The 16,944-nt window shown below is 60.1% G+C and carries 15 protein-coding genes; 8 read left to right on the forward strand and 7 right to left on the reverse strand.

The window, feature by feature from the left end; all coding sequences use genetic code 11:
- Positions 1-206 precede the first annotated feature (206 nt).
- Together LMG28727_RS21805 and LMG28727_RS21810 are read right to left on the reverse strand one after the other, a co-directional pair.
- On the reverse strand, positions 207-1,025 hold the full coding sequence (locus LMG28727_RS21805) for a LytR/AlgR family response regulator transcription factor (RefSeq protein ID WP_201644374.1): 819 nt from the start codon (positions 1,023-1,025) through the stop codon (positions 207-209).
- A 9-nt stretch (positions 1,026-1,034) separates the two neighbouring features.
- Entirely contained in the window at positions 1,035-2,054 is a 1,020-nt protein-coding gene (locus LMG28727_RS21810; protein ID WP_236592205.1) for a sensor histidine kinase, read from the reverse strand.
- Positions 2,055-2,963: 909 nt separating this feature from the next.
- On the opposite strand from LMG28727_RS21810, the gene LMG28727_RS21815 reads away from it, so the two are divergent.
- Complete coding sequence (locus LMG28727_RS21815) at positions 2,964-3,314, forward strand: DUF4148 domain-containing protein (protein WP_201644375.1); 351 nt, start codon at positions 2,964-2,966, stop codon at positions 3,312-3,314.
- Positions 3,315-3,547: 233 nt separating this feature from the next.
- On the forward strand, positions 3,548-4,273 hold the full coding sequence (locus tag LMG28727_RS21820) for an alpha/beta hydrolase (RefSeq protein WP_407945861.1): 726 nt from the start codon (positions 3,548-3,550) through the stop codon (positions 4,271-4,273).
- Between the two features lie 215 nt (positions 4,274-4,488).
- Here the strand turns inward: LMG28727_RS21820 and LMG28727_RS21825 are convergent, their stop codons facing one another.
- The 3 genes from LMG28727_RS21825 to LMG28727_RS21835 form a co-directional block, all read right to left on the reverse strand.
- Positions 4,489-5,577 carry a porin gene (locus tag LMG28727_RS21825; RefSeq protein WP_201644377.1) on the reverse strand — a complete coding sequence of 363 codons (1,089 nt, stop codon included), beginning with the start codon at positions 5,575-5,577 and terminating at the stop codon, positions 4,489-4,491.
- An 876-nt stretch (positions 5,578-6,453) separates the two neighbouring features.
- Positions 6,454-7,350 (reverse strand): fructose bisphosphate aldolase, encoded by an 897-nt coding sequence (locus LMG28727_RS21830; RefSeq protein ID WP_201644378.1) that lies wholly within the window; start codon positions 7,348-7,350, stop codon positions 6,454-6,456.
- Between the two features lie 268 nt (positions 7,351-7,618).
- A complete protein-coding gene (locus LMG28727_RS21835; protein ID WP_201644379.1) occupies positions 7,619-8,476 on the reverse strand; it encodes an oxidoreductase in 858 nt (285 codons plus the stop codon).
- A 460-nt stretch (positions 8,477-8,936) separates the two neighbouring features.
- Here LMG28727_RS21835 and LMG28727_RS21840 point away from each other — a divergent pair, with 460 nt between their 5' ends.
- The 6 genes from LMG28727_RS21840 to LMG28727_RS21865 all read left to right on the forward strand — a co-directional run bounded on the left by LMG28727_RS21840 (position 8,937) and on the right by LMG28727_RS21865 (position 15,119).
- Positions 8,937-10,343, forward strand: a complete 1,407-nt coding sequence (locus tag LMG28727_RS21840) for an NtaA/DmoA family FMN-dependent monooxygenase (RefSeq protein WP_201644380.1) — start codon at positions 8,937-8,939, stop codon at positions 10,341-10,343.
- A 34-nt stretch (positions 10,344-10,377) separates the two neighbouring features.
- Complete coding sequence (locus tag LMG28727_RS21845) at positions 10,378-11,466, forward strand: methionine ABC transporter ATP-binding protein (RefSeq protein WP_201644381.1); 1,089 nt, start codon at positions 10,378-10,380, stop codon at positions 11,464-11,466.
- Positions 11,463-12,170 carry a methionine ABC transporter permease gene (locus tag LMG28727_RS21850; RefSeq protein ID WP_201644382.1) on the forward strand — a complete coding sequence of 236 codons (708 nt, stop codon included), beginning with the start codon at positions 11,463-11,465 and terminating at the stop codon, positions 12,168-12,170. The genes LMG28727_RS21845 and LMG28727_RS21850 overlap by 4 nt, the downstream gene beginning before the upstream one ends.
- Before the next feature lie 47 nt (positions 12,171-12,217).
- Positions 12,218-13,171: a MetQ/NlpA family ABC transporter substrate-binding protein gene (locus LMG28727_RS21855; protein WP_201644383.1), complete on the forward strand. Its 954-nt coding sequence runs from the start codon at positions 12,218-12,220 to the stop codon at positions 13,169-13,171.
- Positions 13,172-13,209: 38 nt separating this feature from the next.
- Positions 13,210-14,556, forward strand: a complete 1,347-nt coding sequence (locus tag LMG28727_RS21860; protein ID WP_236592214.1) for an LLM class flavin-dependent oxidoreductase — start codon at positions 13,210-13,212, stop codon at positions 14,554-14,556.
- A 122-nt stretch (positions 14,557-14,678) separates the two neighbouring features.
- Positions 14,679-15,119 (forward strand): SET domain-containing protein, encoded by a 441-nt coding sequence (locus LMG28727_RS21865; protein WP_201644384.1) that lies wholly within the window; start codon positions 14,679-14,681, stop codon positions 15,117-15,119.
- A gap of 61 nt (positions 15,120-15,180) precedes the next feature.
- On the opposite strand, the gene LMG28727_RS21870 is transcribed toward LMG28727_RS21865, so the two are convergent.
- Both LMG28727_RS21870 and LMG28727_RS21875 read right to left on the reverse strand, forming a co-directional pair.
- Positions 15,181-15,951, reverse strand: a complete 771-nt coding sequence (locus tag LMG28727_RS21870; protein ID WP_201644385.1) for an SDR family oxidoreductase — start codon at positions 15,949-15,951, stop codon at positions 15,181-15,183.
- A 58-nt stretch (positions 15,952-16,009) separates the two neighbouring features.
- Positions 16,010-16,864: an alpha/beta fold hydrolase gene (locus tag LMG28727_RS21875; protein WP_201644386.1), complete on the reverse strand. Its 855-nt coding sequence runs from the start codon at positions 16,862-16,864 to the stop codon at positions 16,010-16,012.
- Between the last annotated feature and the right edge of the window lie 80 nt (positions 16,865-16,944).

Below are 16,944 nucleotides of genomic sequence, written 5' to 3' on the forward strand. Positions count from 1 at the left end.
GATTTAGTGATGCGTGTTATACGGTCTGTGCGATTTCCCACTCTTATCGGGTGCTTGCTCATAAAAGGAAAAATGGACGTGCTTCACCCGCGTTCAGACGCCAGGGCGGTCGCAATCGCGTGATATCACAGGCTGTTGGCGGCAGAGTGCTAATGGGACGACGGACAGCGCGATAGTTGCGCGATCACTCATCAATCAGCGCTGCGTCACATTCCCTTGAACAGATCGGTGTATAGCCGGCTGACAATCAGCCGTGCCGGATTGCCGCGCAAGGTCAGTGTCAGCTTTCCTGCTTCGTCGCGTTCGGCGGTGTCGATAGCGTCGCTTCGCACAATCGTGCCGCGGTGAATCTGCCAGAAGCGCTGCGAATCGAGTTGTTGCAGGAGTTCGCGTAACGACATCCGGATCAGGTGTTCACGATTGGCTGTTACCACGCGAACGTATTTGTCAGCAGCTTCGAAGTAACAGACTTCGTCGATCGGGACCATTGTGATCGTATTGCCGGCGCTTGCCTGAATCACGCGCAGCGGCGCGCTGACGGCAGGCGCGGACAATGCGTCGGGGCGCCCCGCAGCCAGCAGTTCGCGCATCTGATCCACCACCTTGCCAAGCGACGCTTCGTCTGGCGGTGCGCTGCCGTCCGCAAGCCGCTCCTTGAGTCGGGCGCAGGTCTTCGCAAGCCGATCGGGTTGCACGGGCTTGAGGATGTAGTCGAACGCAGCTCGTTCGAAGGCCTGAAGGGCGTACTCGTCGTAGGCGGTCACGAACACGATTAGCGGAAAGGGCCTGCCGTTGGCGGGCCAGTCTTCCGCAAGAGCCTGGGCGCACTCCAGTCCCGTCATACCGGGCATCCGGATGTCGAGAAACATGACGTCGGGCTGTACGCCCAGCGCAGACTCCACTGCGCTCTCGCCGTCGCCGACGCTCGCCACGATGTGCAGTTCGGGCCACAGTTTCAATAACTCGGCTTGCAGGTTAGCCGCGAGCAGCGGTTCGTCTTCGGCAATCAATGCAGTGATTTTCATGATGGAGGGTCAGGAGTAGGGCAAGGTGACAGTGGCGAGCGTACCGCCTTCTTCGTCGGTGGCGGGCGACAGTTCGAGGTGGGCCGCCGCGCCATAGAGCGTCGCGAGCCGCTCGCGTACCTGTTGCAGGCCGAAGCGCGCGCCGTGTTCGGTCCGGGCGTCGAGGCCGACGCCGGTGTCGCGCACGCTCAGCGTCAACGTGCCGGGGCCACGCATCGCGGCGACGTGGACGCGCCCGCCGCTCACTTTCGGTTCGAGCCCGTGCTTGATCGCGTTTTCGACGAGTGGTTGCAGCAGCAACGGCGGCAAGGGGGCATTGGCCAGACTCGCGGGCAGATCCAGTTGGACGTGCAGGCGGCTGCCCATGCGGATTTGCATCAGCTGGAGGTAGTCGGAAATGCGCTCGAATTCCGACGCGAGCGGATGCGAGCCAGTACGCGACGCCGCGAGCGTGGCGCGCAGATAGGCGATCAGATGATCCAGCATGCCCTGGGCGCGCAGCGGGTCGCTACCGATCAATACGCGCAGGTTGGCGAGCGTGTTGAACAGCATATGCGGTTCGAGTTGCGCCTCCAGCAGCTTGAGCTGGTTTTCCGCAGCACTGCGCAGCGCTGCCTGCGTGCGCATTTCCATGGATGCCATTCTGCTGCGCGCGTAGAAGAAATAGGTGATGCAGATCGCGGGCACGACCGCGATCGTCACGCTCAGCAACAACGTGCGCAGATTCGGTTCGATAACAATGGGTGTGCGTGGTGTCTGGGTAAACAAGTCGACGAGCGAAACCCCCGCGAGGTAGCCGATGACCACCGAGACGACCACCCACGGCGCCATCAATCCCCAGCCGGGCCAGTTTCTCTGGGCATCGAGATTGTCGGGATAGCGTTTGCGCAACCAGAAAGCGAGGCCGTGGCGACCGGCAGCGATCAGCGCTTGCGTGAAGCCGACAACAAACAGCGCATAGACGAGGTCTTTGGCGAAAGATTCGCGGTAGATCGTGCTGTAAAGCCACGCACAACCAATGGTCGTCAATAGGGTGACCCTGAGTGGGCGCCAGAGCCGTCGGGCGAACGTCTGAATGGAAGGTATGGGCGGCATCGGGTTGGCTTCGGGATCACGTGCGGGTTGAACTGGCATGCCGCTATCTTCGCCGTCGGCGCGTTCGGTCGCTAGTGTATTGCGACGAAAAGACCGCAATCTTCGCGAATTGATGTTGTGGAGGCGCGAGCTGTATCCTGGTGCAGCGGGTTTGGCGGTGACATGCCGTTGGGCCGAGTTTGAGTGCAAATGGTTGGCGGGATCAAGCGGGGCCTCTCATCAGAGCGCTTCCGACGCGCCTGCTTGCATTCCGACAGTCTGTTGTCCATGGCATTCCTTTCCGATTCCCGCGCCAGTGCTTCGGTCTGGCGATCTGGGAAGTGCACGGGCGGCTTCCGCATCCTGTGCCGCTTGTCACCTGGGTTCAGCCCGGCGCGTTTCGCGACCGGTCTGACGCATTTCGCGACGCCAGGAGTCGATTGGTCGCAAATCGCTGGAGACCCAGACACGACAGAGCGAATATTTGCCTGTCGCAAGAAATTGATGTCCAGCGCCGCTCAGTCATGTGGAATCGGGATGCGAACAGCGCAATCTGTTCAACTTGAACGAGCTTTGGAATAAACATTGAGATCAGGTGTTCGCCTTCATGTAGACAGAAGGCGAAGCGTTGCGCCGCTGTGGGACGCGAGGGAACCGGGATTGATCTCTCGTCGATTCGCATAGGTTAAATTCCAATCGATAAGGAATCCGATTAAATCGAATGGAATTTTCAAGGTAGCTGGTTTGTAGTGGTCATCGCAGCACTGACACTGCCCGACGTCATGCTGTCGACGGATCTTTCTCCGATTTTTGTGGGCGCTCGTTGCGCCAAAGAATCTTTACGTCACTAAGGAATTGTCAATCATGTCGAAAATTATTGTTGGTCTCGCTCTTGCTGCCGCCACTCTTGGCGCACCGGCTCTTAGTTTCGCCCAGTCGAACGCTCCGCTTACTCGCGCAGAAGTTCGCGCCGATCTGGTTCGTGTCGAGCATGCGGGCTACAACCCGGCACGTGGCGATGACCTCGATTATCCGATGGATATCCAGACCGCCGAAGCAAAGATCGCTACACAGAGCGATCGGCAACTGGCCACGCAGGCCGTGGGCGGTGTCGCACAGAACGGTACTTCTGCGTCTGGCGTTAGGTCCCCTGTGGCGATGCACTCAAGCTGTGTTGGCCCCGTCAGCTTCTGCAACCTTTATTTCGGCAGCTAAGTGGCACAGAACGGATCGTGCACTTCTCGCGGATGTGCACGGTCCCATGCAGTTCTATTCGCAGAAGCAGGCGGCTTGATCGACCAACGCGTCGCGGGTCATATGGATCGCACATCAAGCCGGCTATCTGTCAGATTTCCTGTTCTTATCAATGGAGTTTTACCGTGAAGATCTTGCCTTTCGCAGCATCGGTTATCGCGTTGTCTGCTTGTGTGTTCGCCTCCTCCAGCGTCATGGCGCAGGGTGCCCAACCGGCCGCCGCGCCCATAAAAAACATTGTTCTGGTTCATGGCGCGTGGGTCGACGGCGCGGGCTGGAAGCCGGTCTACGACATCCTCACTAAAGATGGCTACCACGTCACGATGGTGCAGGAGCCGCTGACCTCGCTCGACGACGATGTCGCCGCAACAAAGCGCGTAATCGATCTGCAGGACGGTCCCATCATTCTCGTGGCGCACAGCTATGGCGGCTCAGTGATCACGGAAGCGGGTGTCGATCCGAAGGTGGCCGGTCTCGTGTATGTCGCGGCCCATGCGCCGGCTGTCGGCGAGGACGAAAGCGATCTGGGCAAGAACATGCCGAGCTATACGTCGAAGCAGCCAGGCGCAATCATGAAGACAGACGACGGCTACACCTATTTGAATCCGGCGGACTTCCCGAAGGATTTCGCGGCTGATCTGCCGTTGAAGCAGGCTCAATTCGAAGCCCAATCGCAGATCCTGACCGCGGCGAAAGTCTTCTCTGCGCCGATGACGGTCGCGGCCTGGACCACCAAGCCGAGCTGGGGCATCGTGGCGGGAGACGACAAAATCATCAATCCCGATCTCGAACGTTTCTATTACCAGCGCGCGCATAGTCATACCACGGTATTGGCGGGCGCCAGCCACTCGGTCTACGAATCGCGCCCGAAAGAAGTTGCGGCGGTAATCGAAGACGCAGCGAAGCACGCTCAGCAATAGTATGTGCGGCAGCGCTGGGTGCGGCTTTACTGGTATCCACTTCAAGATACGGAAGTGAAGCGCTTTTACCCGCTATGGGCGAATTTCGAATCGCGAGTTTTGCCGACGTCATGCGCGTGCCTGGTCCGGACAGGCGGCGTCCGGAAATCCCGTTGACCACGCTTCACGCGGAAACCCCGCGTCACAGAACCGGGCGGCGGGGTTCAGCCGTCACCTTAGAACTTGTGTACCAGGCCGAAGCCGATGCCGCGCGTGTCGGTTCCCGGCGTGATCGGCAGGCCCGAATACGCAGTGCCGGACAGCGTGTATTTCGCCTGATTCCTGTTCTGGATAAAGCCGGCCGCTGTATAGAGTTCCGTCGATTTGGACAGGTAGTACTCGAAAAGCAAACCCAGTTGCTGCGCGTTGTTGCCTTTTCCAGTGCGGTCGTACAGGTAACCGTACATCAGCGAAGCAAGAATGTCTGGCGCGAACTGATACGAGTCCGATATCTGGTAGACGTCATGCTGCATGTAGTTCGGTGTATTGGTCAGGTTCTCTGTGTGGTAGGCCAGCCAGATACGATTGGCTCCAATCCCATACGAAGCACCCGCGTTGAACACGGTCAGTACCGCGCCAGGACCTGCGGCAGCGCCGCCAGCGATCGTATAGCTCCCGCCCGCGCCGACGCCCGGTTCGTCTCCTCGTTCGTACCCGGCCGCCACATTCAATGGTCCGTTGATGTACTGCAGGACTACGTTGTAGAACCCTATGCCATTGCCGCCGCCGGTCGTGGGGTCGCGTAATGCCACCATGAATTTGGCATTCAACCCGCCAAACGTAGGCGTGTAATAGGAAATGCCATTGTTCGCGCGGATGATCAGAGCGTTGAAGTTATTCATCGGCGACGCGATGCTTTTAACCCACGAAGGATCCATTGCCGCCTGGAGAACGTCGTAGGACGGCGAGTTTTGCAAGCCGAAGCGGACTTCACCGAAGCCGCCTGACAGGCCGACAAATGCCAGCCGGTTGAACGCGTCGGCCGGGTTTGTCGCTGCCCCCGTCTGACCGGAGAAGGCCTGCTCCAGCTGGAAATTGACGTGCAGGCCGCCGCCGATATCCTCGCTGCCTTTAAAGCCGAATCGGGTTGCGAAGAGTCCGCCAGGTACCGCGCGGATCGCTGAATTGTTGCTGCCGCTCGAACTCTGATAGACGAACCCATTGTCGAGCACGCCATAGAGTGTGACCGACGACTGCGCAAACGCGGGAGCGACGGATGCGAAGGACAGGACTGTGCCGCATGCGAGAGTGGTAAATCTTTTCATCCAGTGTCTCCATTTTTATTTGCATCGGAATGCCGGTGCTTTATAAGTAATTATTTTTTGGCGCGGCTGGTATCAGCGTCATGAAGTGAAGCAATCGGGCGTGCCAATGCCCACGGCTATGCCGCGATATGGCGGATCGAGAGTTGATTTGGGTCAGTCAGTCCGACCTTCTTTGTCTGTCGGCTCGGACGCCGATGATGGGCGGGAAAACTAACGGCTTTAAGTTATTTCGCTAATCAAACCGATTTCCTTTAACTAATTGCTTTTCGTGCGCTCGATATCGATTCTGGTGTAATCCGTATCGAACGTCATTCGGTGAGATTAATTGCGCAGGAGGCAACGCGTCCATGCATAAAACTTCGATTGAATGGCATTTTTTTAATATTCGGTAACCGGACCGGGTAAACCAGTATCGTTTCGGCGTGCTATGTGCAGTCGGAGTCGATGAAACCTAGACGCTGAACGAACGATCGTGCGCATTGACGTGAAGATCGAATCTTTTACTCGTTCGGCATGGTTGTGTTTGCGGACGTGATTCGAATGGCTCCGATAATGCACTGGTATCCTAATCAATCGATATGGAGATGATCCAGGCCGTAGACCAGCGTCGTCATACTATGAAGTACGCGTCAGATTCGATTTGATGGCGCAACGAATTTATCGGGTGTCGGGGTGACGCGAAGTGCGGGATGGAAATCCACGCGTGCATTGGAGATCGCGAAGAGCGCACATCTGCGTTCGCGTCGGAGGGCAGGGTGGTGGATGTTCTCCGCTCGGCGGTTCACGCGCGTCGTTGCACGTTGTACGAAGGCTGGGCGACGCACTTATCAGCGCGGGCCCGGCCTTCTTCATCAGCCGACAGCGACGGTGTCTCAATCAGACTTTATGAACGGACGCGTCATAGATTTCATCAACCGATTTCTTCAACGCGTCGTCGAATTCCGCGTCGGTCATCTGTTTGCGCAAGTCGTTGATCAACGCCCGCGAGAAGCTCGCGATCATGCCGTGATTCTTCGCGAGACGCTGACACGCGTCGGTGCGCGTGTAGCCGCCCGACAAAGCAACGACGCGCACGACGCGCGGATGTTCGATCAGCGGGCGGTAGAAATCCGCGACGTCCGGTATGGTCAGCTTGATCATCACAGGGCTGTCTTCCGGTAGTGCGTCGAGCCCTTTCAGAAGTTCAGCGCGCAGGATGTCTTCTGCGCCGGCCTTGTTGGGCGACTTGATCGACACTTCCGGTTCGAGGATCGGTACGAGGCCGTGTCCGCTGATTTGTGCGCCGATCTCGAACTGCTGTTTCGCAATCGCCGCAATGCCCGATTGCGAAGCGTCGTTGATGACCGAGCGCATCTTCGTGCCGAAAATGCCGAGTCCAACGGCGCGTTCGAGCAACTGATCGAGGCCGGGAATCGGCTTCATCATACGCACGCCATCAGCGTCATCCTCAAGGCCCTTGTCGACTTTCAGGAACGGCACGATACCGCGGTCTTCCCACAGAAAAGCCGGGACCGGCTTGCCTTGCGCGTCGCCGTTCATGGTGGCTTCGAACAGGATTGCCGCGATGACTTTGGCACCCGTGAAGCTAGGCGCGGTCATGATGCGCACGCGCATCTGGTGCATCAGTTTGAACATTTCAGCGTCACCGCTGTACTCGCTCTCTGGAATACCGTACAGCTTGAGCGCGCCCGGCGTTGAGCCGCCGCTTTGGTCGAGCGCGGCGATAAAGCCCTGCTTCTCACGCATTTGCACCAGCATCTTCTCATTGGCCACGGACAATCTCCTTGTAAAACAAACATCTGACCAAAAAACGGCGAGTCGGAACTCAGTCTATTTCGGCTCTAGTGTACTCAAACCGCTCGACGCACTGCGGTGGGGAACCCAACGTATCGCGACGAATCCCGATGTTGAAGTCGAGTCCGACGACGCCACTGATGGAGAACCCACTATGCGACCCTTAATGAGTGGATGATGTTCCGGGGTCAAATCAAAAAGCGGCTCCGGATGCACCGGAGCCGGGCTCTGCAGGCCGTGGATCAGGCTAGGCGGGGAAATCTGCGCCAACAGTCGTGGCTTCCCACGCGTCAATCTCAGCGTGCAGCGTGTCGAGCTTTGCTTTGACGCGCGTCAGACCATCTCTGCCGAGGATCAGATGACCCGGCGGGTTCGGCGACTGCACGACGGCGATGATCGCCTGAGCCGCGCGCGCCGGGTCGCCCGGCTGCTTGCCGCTATTGGCCGAGATAGACGCGCGGCGCTTGCCTGAGATCTCTGCGTAGGTGTCGATCGGCGTTTTTGTCTGCTTCAGCGACCGTCCTGCCCAGTCGGTGCGGAATGGTCCCGGTTCAACCGCCGTGACCTTGATGCCCAGATCGGCTGTCTCGGCGGCCAATGCTTCACTCAATCCCTCGACGGCGAACTTGGTGGCGGCGTAGTAGCCGCTTCCAGGATTACCGATCAGACCGCCGACCGACGTGATGTTGACGATATGACCGGCGTGCTGTTTTCGCATGGCCGGCAACACGGCCTTGATGGTCTCGGCCACACCGAAGAAGTTGACCTCGAACATGTCGCGCACGTCCTGGTCACCGCCTTCTTCGATGGCACTCAGATAGCCGTAACCTGCATTATTGACCAGCACGTCGATGCGGCCGAATTGCTGCAACGTGCGTTCAACCGCGCGATCGATCTGGCCGCGCTGTGTGACATCCAGTTCGAGTACCAGAGCTCGCTCTCCATAACGGGTCGCGAATTCGGCCAGCGAATCAGGTTGACGCGCGGTGACGACCGCACGCCAACCCTTGTCGAGCACGGCAAGTGCAAGTTCCCGGCCGAAACCGGTCGAGCAGCCAGTGATGAACCAGACGGGTTCCGACGAGAGAGTGTTAGCGGGTGCCATGAGAATCCTTCGGTCAGGGTTGTGAGGGGATCCCCCTCGGTAAAGGATTCGACTTTAGTCTCTTTGCGAAAATCGTGCGTTCTGCCGGGTTCAGAGTGGACCGTAATATTTACTGATCGATTCAACGCGTAGCAGGGGAGGTCCGGAAAAGTTGCTTCTACCGGCAACGCCGGACTTGACCATCGTTGTCGTGACCGTGGCGAAAAGCGAAGCGCGGTTCTCGAGTACATGATGAGTTGTTCCGACCCATCGATTCCTTCCATGTTCATGAGATGACTGGCTGCAAATGTACCAGGTACTGACGCATGCATTGAGGTTGATTCGTTGTCCATGTGATTAGTAAATCTCGAATCGATATTGGCCATGGCCGCATCTGGCCACCCATAATTGATTCGCCGATCCAGACATCACAGATGTCTCGACGTTTCCGTCAACGATCTCTGCCAGCGCTTCGATACTCATGTCAAAACGTCTCATCTTCAATGGCTTCTCGATGAATTGCGTGTCACATGTCTTTCACGGCATGTGGCGGCACCCTGATACGAAGCAGACCGAATTCAACGAGCTTGCCACCTGGGTCGAGCTCGTGAAGCTGCTGGAGCGCGGGAAATTCGACGCGCTATTCATGGCCGACGTAATCGGTGTCGATCCTTCGTATGAAGGCGGTTGGGACCGTTATATCGAAGAGGCAGTGCAGATTCCGATCAACGATTCGAGCACATTGATCGCCGCACTAATCGGCGCAACTGAACAGCTCGGCCTTAATTTCACCAGTTCGATCCTTCAGGATCATCCCTTCAGCTTTGCGCGTCGCGTGTCGACGCTCGATCACCTGAGCGGCGGCCGGATCGGCTGGAACATCGTGACGAGCGTGAGTCACAACGCGGCGCAGAATTTCGGTTTCGATCGCATCGTCGCTCATGACGAGCGCTATAAGTGGGCGCACGAATATCTCGACGTGGTCTACAAGCTGTGGGAAGGCTCATGGGACGACGACGCGCTAGTGGTCGACAAACTGCGCGGACTGTACGCGAATCCATCGGGTGTGCATCGGATTCGCCACGAGGGCAAGCGCTATCGTGTACTGGGTCCGCATTTGACGACGCCATCGCCGCAGCGTGTGCCGGTGCTCTACCAGGCGGGCGCGTCTACCGCTGGCCGCGCGTTTGCCGCGGCCCATGCCGAAGGCACCTTCATCGCAAGCCAGAGTCCGGCCGGCGCTCAGCGGCTGACGCAGCAGGTGCGCGAGAAGGTACGTGGGTTCGGTCGTCACGACGACGATCTGCTGTTCATTCAGGGCATGTCGTTCGTGGTGGGCAGCACCGAAGAAGAAGCGCGGCGGCTCGCGCGCGAACAGGACGAATACATCAGCCTGGACGGTCTGGCCGCTCATATCAGCCGAGATCTCGGGGTCGATCTGGGGCTGCTCGATCCGGACCGTCCCGTCGACGATCTGAAAATCGAGGGCGTGCAAGGTCTCGTGCGTTTTTTCGAAGACGCCAATCCAGGTGTGCGGCCCACGGTGCGCAATCTGATTTCTGCTTATTCACAAAGCGGCCGGATAGTCGGCACGCCGGAATCGATCGCCGATCAACTGGAGGAGTGGCAGCGTGCCGGCATCGACGGCGTGAACGTCATGTATCACCGCACTCCACACTCGTTTGCCCGCTTCATCGAGCACGTGACTCCTGTGCTGCAACGACGCGGCCTTGCTCAGAGCGAATACGCGCCAGGCACGTTGCGGGAAAAGCTGTTCGCCGGTCGCGGGCCGCGCCTGAACGGGCGTCACCCGGCGGCGCGATATCGCGGTGCGTTCCGCGATGAGCCGGCACCGGCGGCTATCGAGGCAGCGCAGGCTGAATCGTGAACCATTCTGAATTGCCCATGAGGTCTTCTCATCCATGATATCGATCAGGCAACTGACCAAAACCTACGGTGACGGCGCGAGCCGTTCGACTGTCCTCGATTCCATCGATCTGTCGGTCGAGCGCGGCGAGATTCTGGCGGTCGTCGGACCGAGCGGTGCGGGCAAGAGCACGCTTGCACGGTGTATCAATCTGCTCGAGCGGCCCAGTGCCGGCGCGGTCGTGGTCGACGGCCATGAACTGACCGGGCTGAGCGAGTCGGCATTACGCGTTGCACGCCGCTCGATCGGCACGGTGTTCCAGGCGTCGCACATGCTGAGTCGCCGAACGGCGGCGGGTAACGTCGCACTGCCGCTGGAATACCTCGGTGTCGCGCCGGCCGAACGGGATGCACGCGTGGCGGAATTGCTCGAACGTGTCGGACTGGGCACGCACGCGCATCGCTATCCCCATCAACTCTCGGGGGGCCAGCGTCAACGGGTGGGCATTGCGCGCGCACTCGCGCTGCGTCCCTCCGTGCTCCTCGCCGACGAAGCGACCTCGGGCCTCGACCCCGACAACACCGACTCGATCATCGACCTGCTGCGCGAACTACGCAGCGATCTGGGCTTGACCGTGCTGATGATCACGCACGATATGCACGTCGTGCGCAAGATCGCCGATCGGGTCGCGCGCCTTGCGCACGGACGTATCGTCGAACTGGGCAGCTTGCTCGAACTGCTCGGCGATCCCGCGTCGGAACTCGGCCAGTCGCTGTTGCCGCGCACCGACGCGCTGCACACACACGATCTCGACCTGTCCCTGCAAGTGTGGAAGGTGTCGTACCAGCAACGTGGCGCGGCGTCGGACTGGATCGCGCGGCTGGCACGCGAAACCGGCGGTGACGTGCATCTGCTGGCGGCGTCGGTGGAAACCATTTCAGGTGTCCATGTGGGACATGCGTCGATCGGTTTGCGAGCCGATGCGAACCGCGAGCGGATTCGCGCATTGCTGGCGGACTGGGGCTTGCATGGTCATCCGCTCGACCCGCGCCCTTCGGTTGGCAGTAACGTCGCCACGGCTGCGTCCGCAGCGTCGCCAATCAGACCATCGCAAACCGTCGCGGACGAAGGAGCCTACGCATGAGCACGGACACCACCGGCGCTGCTGCGGTCGTCACCGTACTGAACACCACGCCGCTCGACAAACTTCCGGCGTTACTGATCCCCGCGTTCGGCGAGACGGTGCTGATGGTCGGCGTCGTGATGCTGATCGTGTTTGCTCTCGGCCTGCCACTCGGGGTGATTGCGCACAATACCGGCCCGCGCGGGCTGTTCCCGAGGCGCCGAACTCACGCGGTGCTGAGTGCTGTCATCAGTCTTGGTCGTTCGCTGCCGTTTCTCGTGCTGATGGCCGCGATCATTCCGTTCACGCTGTTAATCACCGGCACGACGATCGGGATTCCCGCCGCGATCGTTCCTATGGTCGTCGCTGGCACGCCGTTCTTTGCGCGGCTCGTCGAGAACTCGCTGCGCGAGATTCCCGACGCCGTCACCGACCTCGCGCGCGCCTCCGGCGGCTCGCATCTTCAGGTGATCGTATCGGCGCAGCTATCCGAGGCATGGCCCGCAATCATCGGCAACCTCACGGTCAACACGATCGGCATGATCGAGTATTCGGCGATTGCCGGAACGATCGGCGCCGGCGGCATTGGTTATGTGGCGGTGACGTACGGATACCAACGCTTCGATCACACCGTCATGCTGGCCACTGTCGTGATTCTTGTGGTGACGGTGGCGGTCGTTCAGGTGGTCGGTGACTTCTTCGTGCGACGGGCCCGTCCGGGCTGAGCGCAGGCGCACGAGTATCTCTTTTCATTCTTCTCCGAGACAGCATCATGAGCGAAAACGAACAGAACCAATCCGGCGGCGCACCGTCCGCTGCGAACACGCGAGGCTTCACGCTGCAACGCAAACGCCGCTGGCCGTGGATTGCGGGCGGCACGGTCATCGCGCTGATTGCGATCACGGCGCTTGCCGCGGTACGCAACAGCAACGACGGTTCGACTATCGGCGACGCCGGCAGCACGGTGGAAGTCGCGTATCTGGAAAGCAATCCGGCGGAACAGGCGATTGTCGAATACATCAGCACGACGCTGGGGCCTGCGCATCACGTGAAGGTTAAAGGCATATCTCTCAGCGACAGCACGCAGATCAATCGCTCGGTCAGCGACGGCAAGATTGCTGGCACGATCTTCCAGCACAAGTACTGGCTGGGCCAGGTGATGGAAGCGAATCCCTCGTTCAAGGAAGAGCCGGGAACAGGTCCGATTTTTCACTGGATCTTCGGCGTGTGGTCGGATAAATACCGTAGCGTGAACGACCTGCCTGATGGCGCGAAGATATCCGTTCCGTCCGATCCTGCCAATCAGGCGCAGGCGTTGTGGCTGCTGGAGAAAATCGGCCTGATCAAGCTCAGGGACGGGGTGCAGCCGTGGTCCGCGGGACTGAACGATATTGCGCAGAACCCGCATCATTTTTCGTGGGTGCAACTCGATCTCGCGGCGCAGCCACGCGGGCTGGCTTCGCTCGATGCCGTGATCGGCTACGCCGAATCATTTCTTGCCGCGGGCATTCCACAAAGCAAGCTGATTTATAACCCGAAGTCGCCGGATCAGTTCGCCTCGGTGCTGACGATCGGCACGCGCTACAAAGACACGGAAAACGTGAAGAACCTGATCGCCGCGTTCAACGATCCACGCTTGCAGACTTTCATCGCTAACGATCCGCGTACGCGGCCCATTGTTCTGCCGACCACGACCAGCGCGGCCGGCACCCACAGCGCCGGTTGAATCCTGGCGATTCGCGACGACATTGAGGAGTCAGCCCCGTGACGGATCGATCCCGCACCTTGCATCTCGGCCTCAACGTGTTGTCGGATGGCATGCATCCGGCTGCATGGCAGGCGCCTTATACCGATCCGCTCGGGTTCATCAGGCCCGCGCAATGGACGCACCTTGCGCGGGTGGCCGAGCGCGGCACGCTCGACGCGATCTTTCTTGCTGACATTCCGCACCTGACGCTGGATGCCAGCGGATCGCTCGGTAAGCCGCCTCTCGCGCTCGACCCCATCGTGCTGCTGTCGACACTGGCTGGACAGACCACCCATATTGGGCTGATCGGTACGGTGTCGACGTCGTTCGAAGCGCCTTACAACGTGGCGCGGCGGTTCTCGTCCCTCGATCACCTGAGCGGCGGGCGGGCCGCGTGGAACGTGGTGACCACTGCCGACGCGGCAGCGGCTGCGAACTTCGGCGACACGCCGCATCTGCCGCGTGAAGAGCGCTACGCGCGGGCGAGCGAGTTCGTCGACGTCGTGCGCGCGCTGTGGGATAGCTGGGATGACGATGCATTGCTCGCCGACAAGTCGACCGGACGCTTCACCCGGCCTGGCGCCGTGCGTCCCATCAATCATCGCGGTCGATTTTTCGACGTCGCCGGCCCACTGAATTTGCCGCGCTCGCCGCAAGGGCAGCCGGTGTTGTTTCAGGCGGGAGGTTCGTCGGGCGGACTGGATCTTGCCGCCCGCCATGCCGACGCCGTGTTTACGTCGCAGGCCACGCTCGAGGACGCGCTCGCCTACACGCGTGACCTGCGGCGACGGACGGCTGCCTATGGCCGCCCCGAGGACGCGGTGCGCGTCATGCCAGGGCTGTCGTTCGTCTTGGGCGGTACGCATGCCGAGGCGCTGGCCCGGAGTCGCGAGCTGAACGAACTGGCGGGCGAGCGTCGTCTGCAAAATTTCGCCTGGCAGATCGGCGTCGATGTGGAAGAGCTGGCGTGGGATCGCCCGTTGCCGCAATGGCTGCTGGAGACCCAGACGCAATCGCGCAATGCACAAGGTGCGCGCGATCTGGTACTCAAGCTGGCCCGCCGCGAGCCGTTGACCGTGCGGCAGTTGCTCGAACGCGTGCAGAGTTGGCATCGGCTGGTGATTGGCAGCCCCGAGCAGCTGGCGACGACGATCGAGGAGTGGTTTGTCGCGGGCGCCGTGGACGGCTTCAATCTGATGCCCGATGTCGAACCGTCAGGGATCGAGGCATTCGTCGATCATGTCGTGCCGATCTTGCGCCGGCGCGGGATTTTCCGGCGCGAATACCGGGGTTCGACGTTGCGGGATCATCTCGGGCTGGCTGTACCGGCCGTTCATCAGCGGGAGGAAAGCGCGTTGTCGTAGCACCTGGAGCAGGTATTCCCAGGTGCTTCGCCAACGTAATTATCGATAACTGGCGCTTCGGTGCGGCGGATGCCGGAAAACGGCTCTCCTATACTGGTATCCAACCAGACAGGGGAAACAGCATGAAGCGTGTGATCGTCCGTCAGTCGTCAGTACACGGCAAAGGCGTGTTCGCGGTGCGGCCGCTCGAGGCGGGCGAGCGTGTGCTGCAGTACAAGGGTGAAATTGTCTCGTGGCGCAATGCCGTGCGCCGTCACCAGCGCGAAGGCATCGAAGGACACACGTTTCTGTTCGGGCTGTCGGATGGGTCCGTGATCGACGGCAGCCGGGGCGGCAATAGCGCGCGATGGCTTAACCACTCCTGCACGCCGAACTGCGAAACCGTTGAAGACAATGGCCGTATTTTCATCGACACCTTGCGTGCAATCGAGCCGGGGGAAGAGCTGTTTATCGAATATTTTCTGGTGACCGACGGTCCACTGGACGACGGCGTCCGGACGCAGTACGTATGCCGTTGTGCGTCGAGCGTATGCCGGCAGTCATTGCTGGCCGATGCAGGCTGACCCTCAGCGTCCAGCAGCGCGGCTGCAGATGCCGCGACACGCGAGCATCGCGGCCCTCTGCTCAGATCGATTTCACTTCTCCGCCGTCCATCCGCAACGTCGATCCCGTCATCCACCGCGCCACCGGCGACACGATGAACGCCATCAGTTCGGCGATCTCCTCCGGCGTGCCATAACGCGCAATACCCGCTTCGCCGGGAAACTTCGCCGTCGCTTCTTCGACCGACATGTTGTGTAGCGGCGCCCAATGTTCCAGATACGAGCGGCGCCGGCCGGTCATGACCGGCCCCGGCAGCACACTGTTGACCTGCACGCCGTCGACGATGCCGCGATCCGAAAACGCTTTGGCGAGTGCCACGATGGCCGCGTTGATCGTGCCCACAGCCGCATACGGTGCCTTGGGAAACAGCGCCGAGTTCCCGGACATCAGCACGACCGATCCAGCGCCTTGCTTCAACGACGGCCACGCCGCGATCGTCAGCCGGCGCGCACCGTGCAGCTTGAGTGCGAAGCCGCGGTCCCACTGCTCATCGGTCATCTCGAGTACATCGATCTGAGGTACCGCGCCCGCGATGTTGAGCAATGCGTCGATCCGCCCGAACGTCGAGAGTGTTTGATCGACGACCTGCTGTGCGACATCGGCTTCGGACAGGTCTGCGTCGATCACGAGCGGCGTCGCCCCTGCCTGCTTCACCTCGGCGGCGGTTTCTTCCAGGTTCGCGCGATTGCGGGCGACCAGCACGATCGAGTCAAAATCCCGAGCCAGCCTGATGGCAGTCGAGCGGCCGATACCCTGACTCGCGCCCGTTACGATTGCGACTTTGCCAGACATGATGCTTCTCCTTGTTGCATACATGAAGAATCAGGCATGACCTGATTGATCGTTTGTCTTAGGGTTTGAGGAAGTCGGCAATTGCCGTGGAGATCTCTGCGGCGTGCGTTTCCAGGGCGAAGTGGCCGGTGTCGAAGAACCGCACCACGGCATCGGGGATGTCGCGCCGGAATGCGTCGGCGCCAGCGTGCAGAAAGAACGGATCGTTTTTTCCCCACACGGCGAGGAAGCGCGGCTGATGGGTACGAAAGTACTGCTGAAACGCGGGATACAGCGCTATGTTGCTCTGGTAGTCGCGAAACAGGTCGAGCTGTATCTCGTCCGCACCGGGGCGGTTCAAATAGAAGTTGTCGAGCGAGTAGCCGTCTGGTGACACGAAGGCCGTGTCCGGCACGCCGTGGGTGTACTGCCAGGCGGTCGTCTCAAGCGTCAGCAAGCCACGAAGCGCTTGCCGGTTCGCAGCCGAAGCGTCTTGCCAATAGGCGCGAATTGGATTCCAGCCGTCGCTCAAACCCTCCTCGTACGCGTTGCCGTTCTGCGAAATGATGGCGGCGATCCGCTCGGGATGCCGGATGGCAAGCCGGAAACCGGTGGGTGCGCCATAGTCGAATACATACAGCGCGAAGCGGTCGAAGCCGATCACTTCAGTGAAACGCTCGATGACATTCGCGATGTTGCCGAACGTGTACGCAAAATTGTCACGACTGGGCATATCCGATTGCCCGAAGCCCGGTAAATCCGGCGCGACAATATGGAAGCGGTCCGCAAGTTTCGGCATCAGGTCGCGAAACATATGACTCGCGCTTGGAAAGCCGTGCAGGAGCAGCAGCTTGGGGGCACTGGGGCGACCGGCTTCACGGTAGAACACCTTGAAGCCGTCGATGTTGGCGTGGCGATATGTAATAGCAGTCATGGATTTCACTCTCGTTAAGCAGGCTGGTTGAGCAGGCTGGTTGAACATGTTGGTCGAGCAGGCGATAACAAAAGCCCGAG

Source organism: Paraburkholderia metrosideri (assembly GCF_904848625.1).
Taxonomy (GTDB): Bacteria; Pseudomonadota; Gammaproteobacteria; order Burkholderiales; family Burkholderiaceae; genus Paraburkholderia; species Paraburkholderia metrosideri.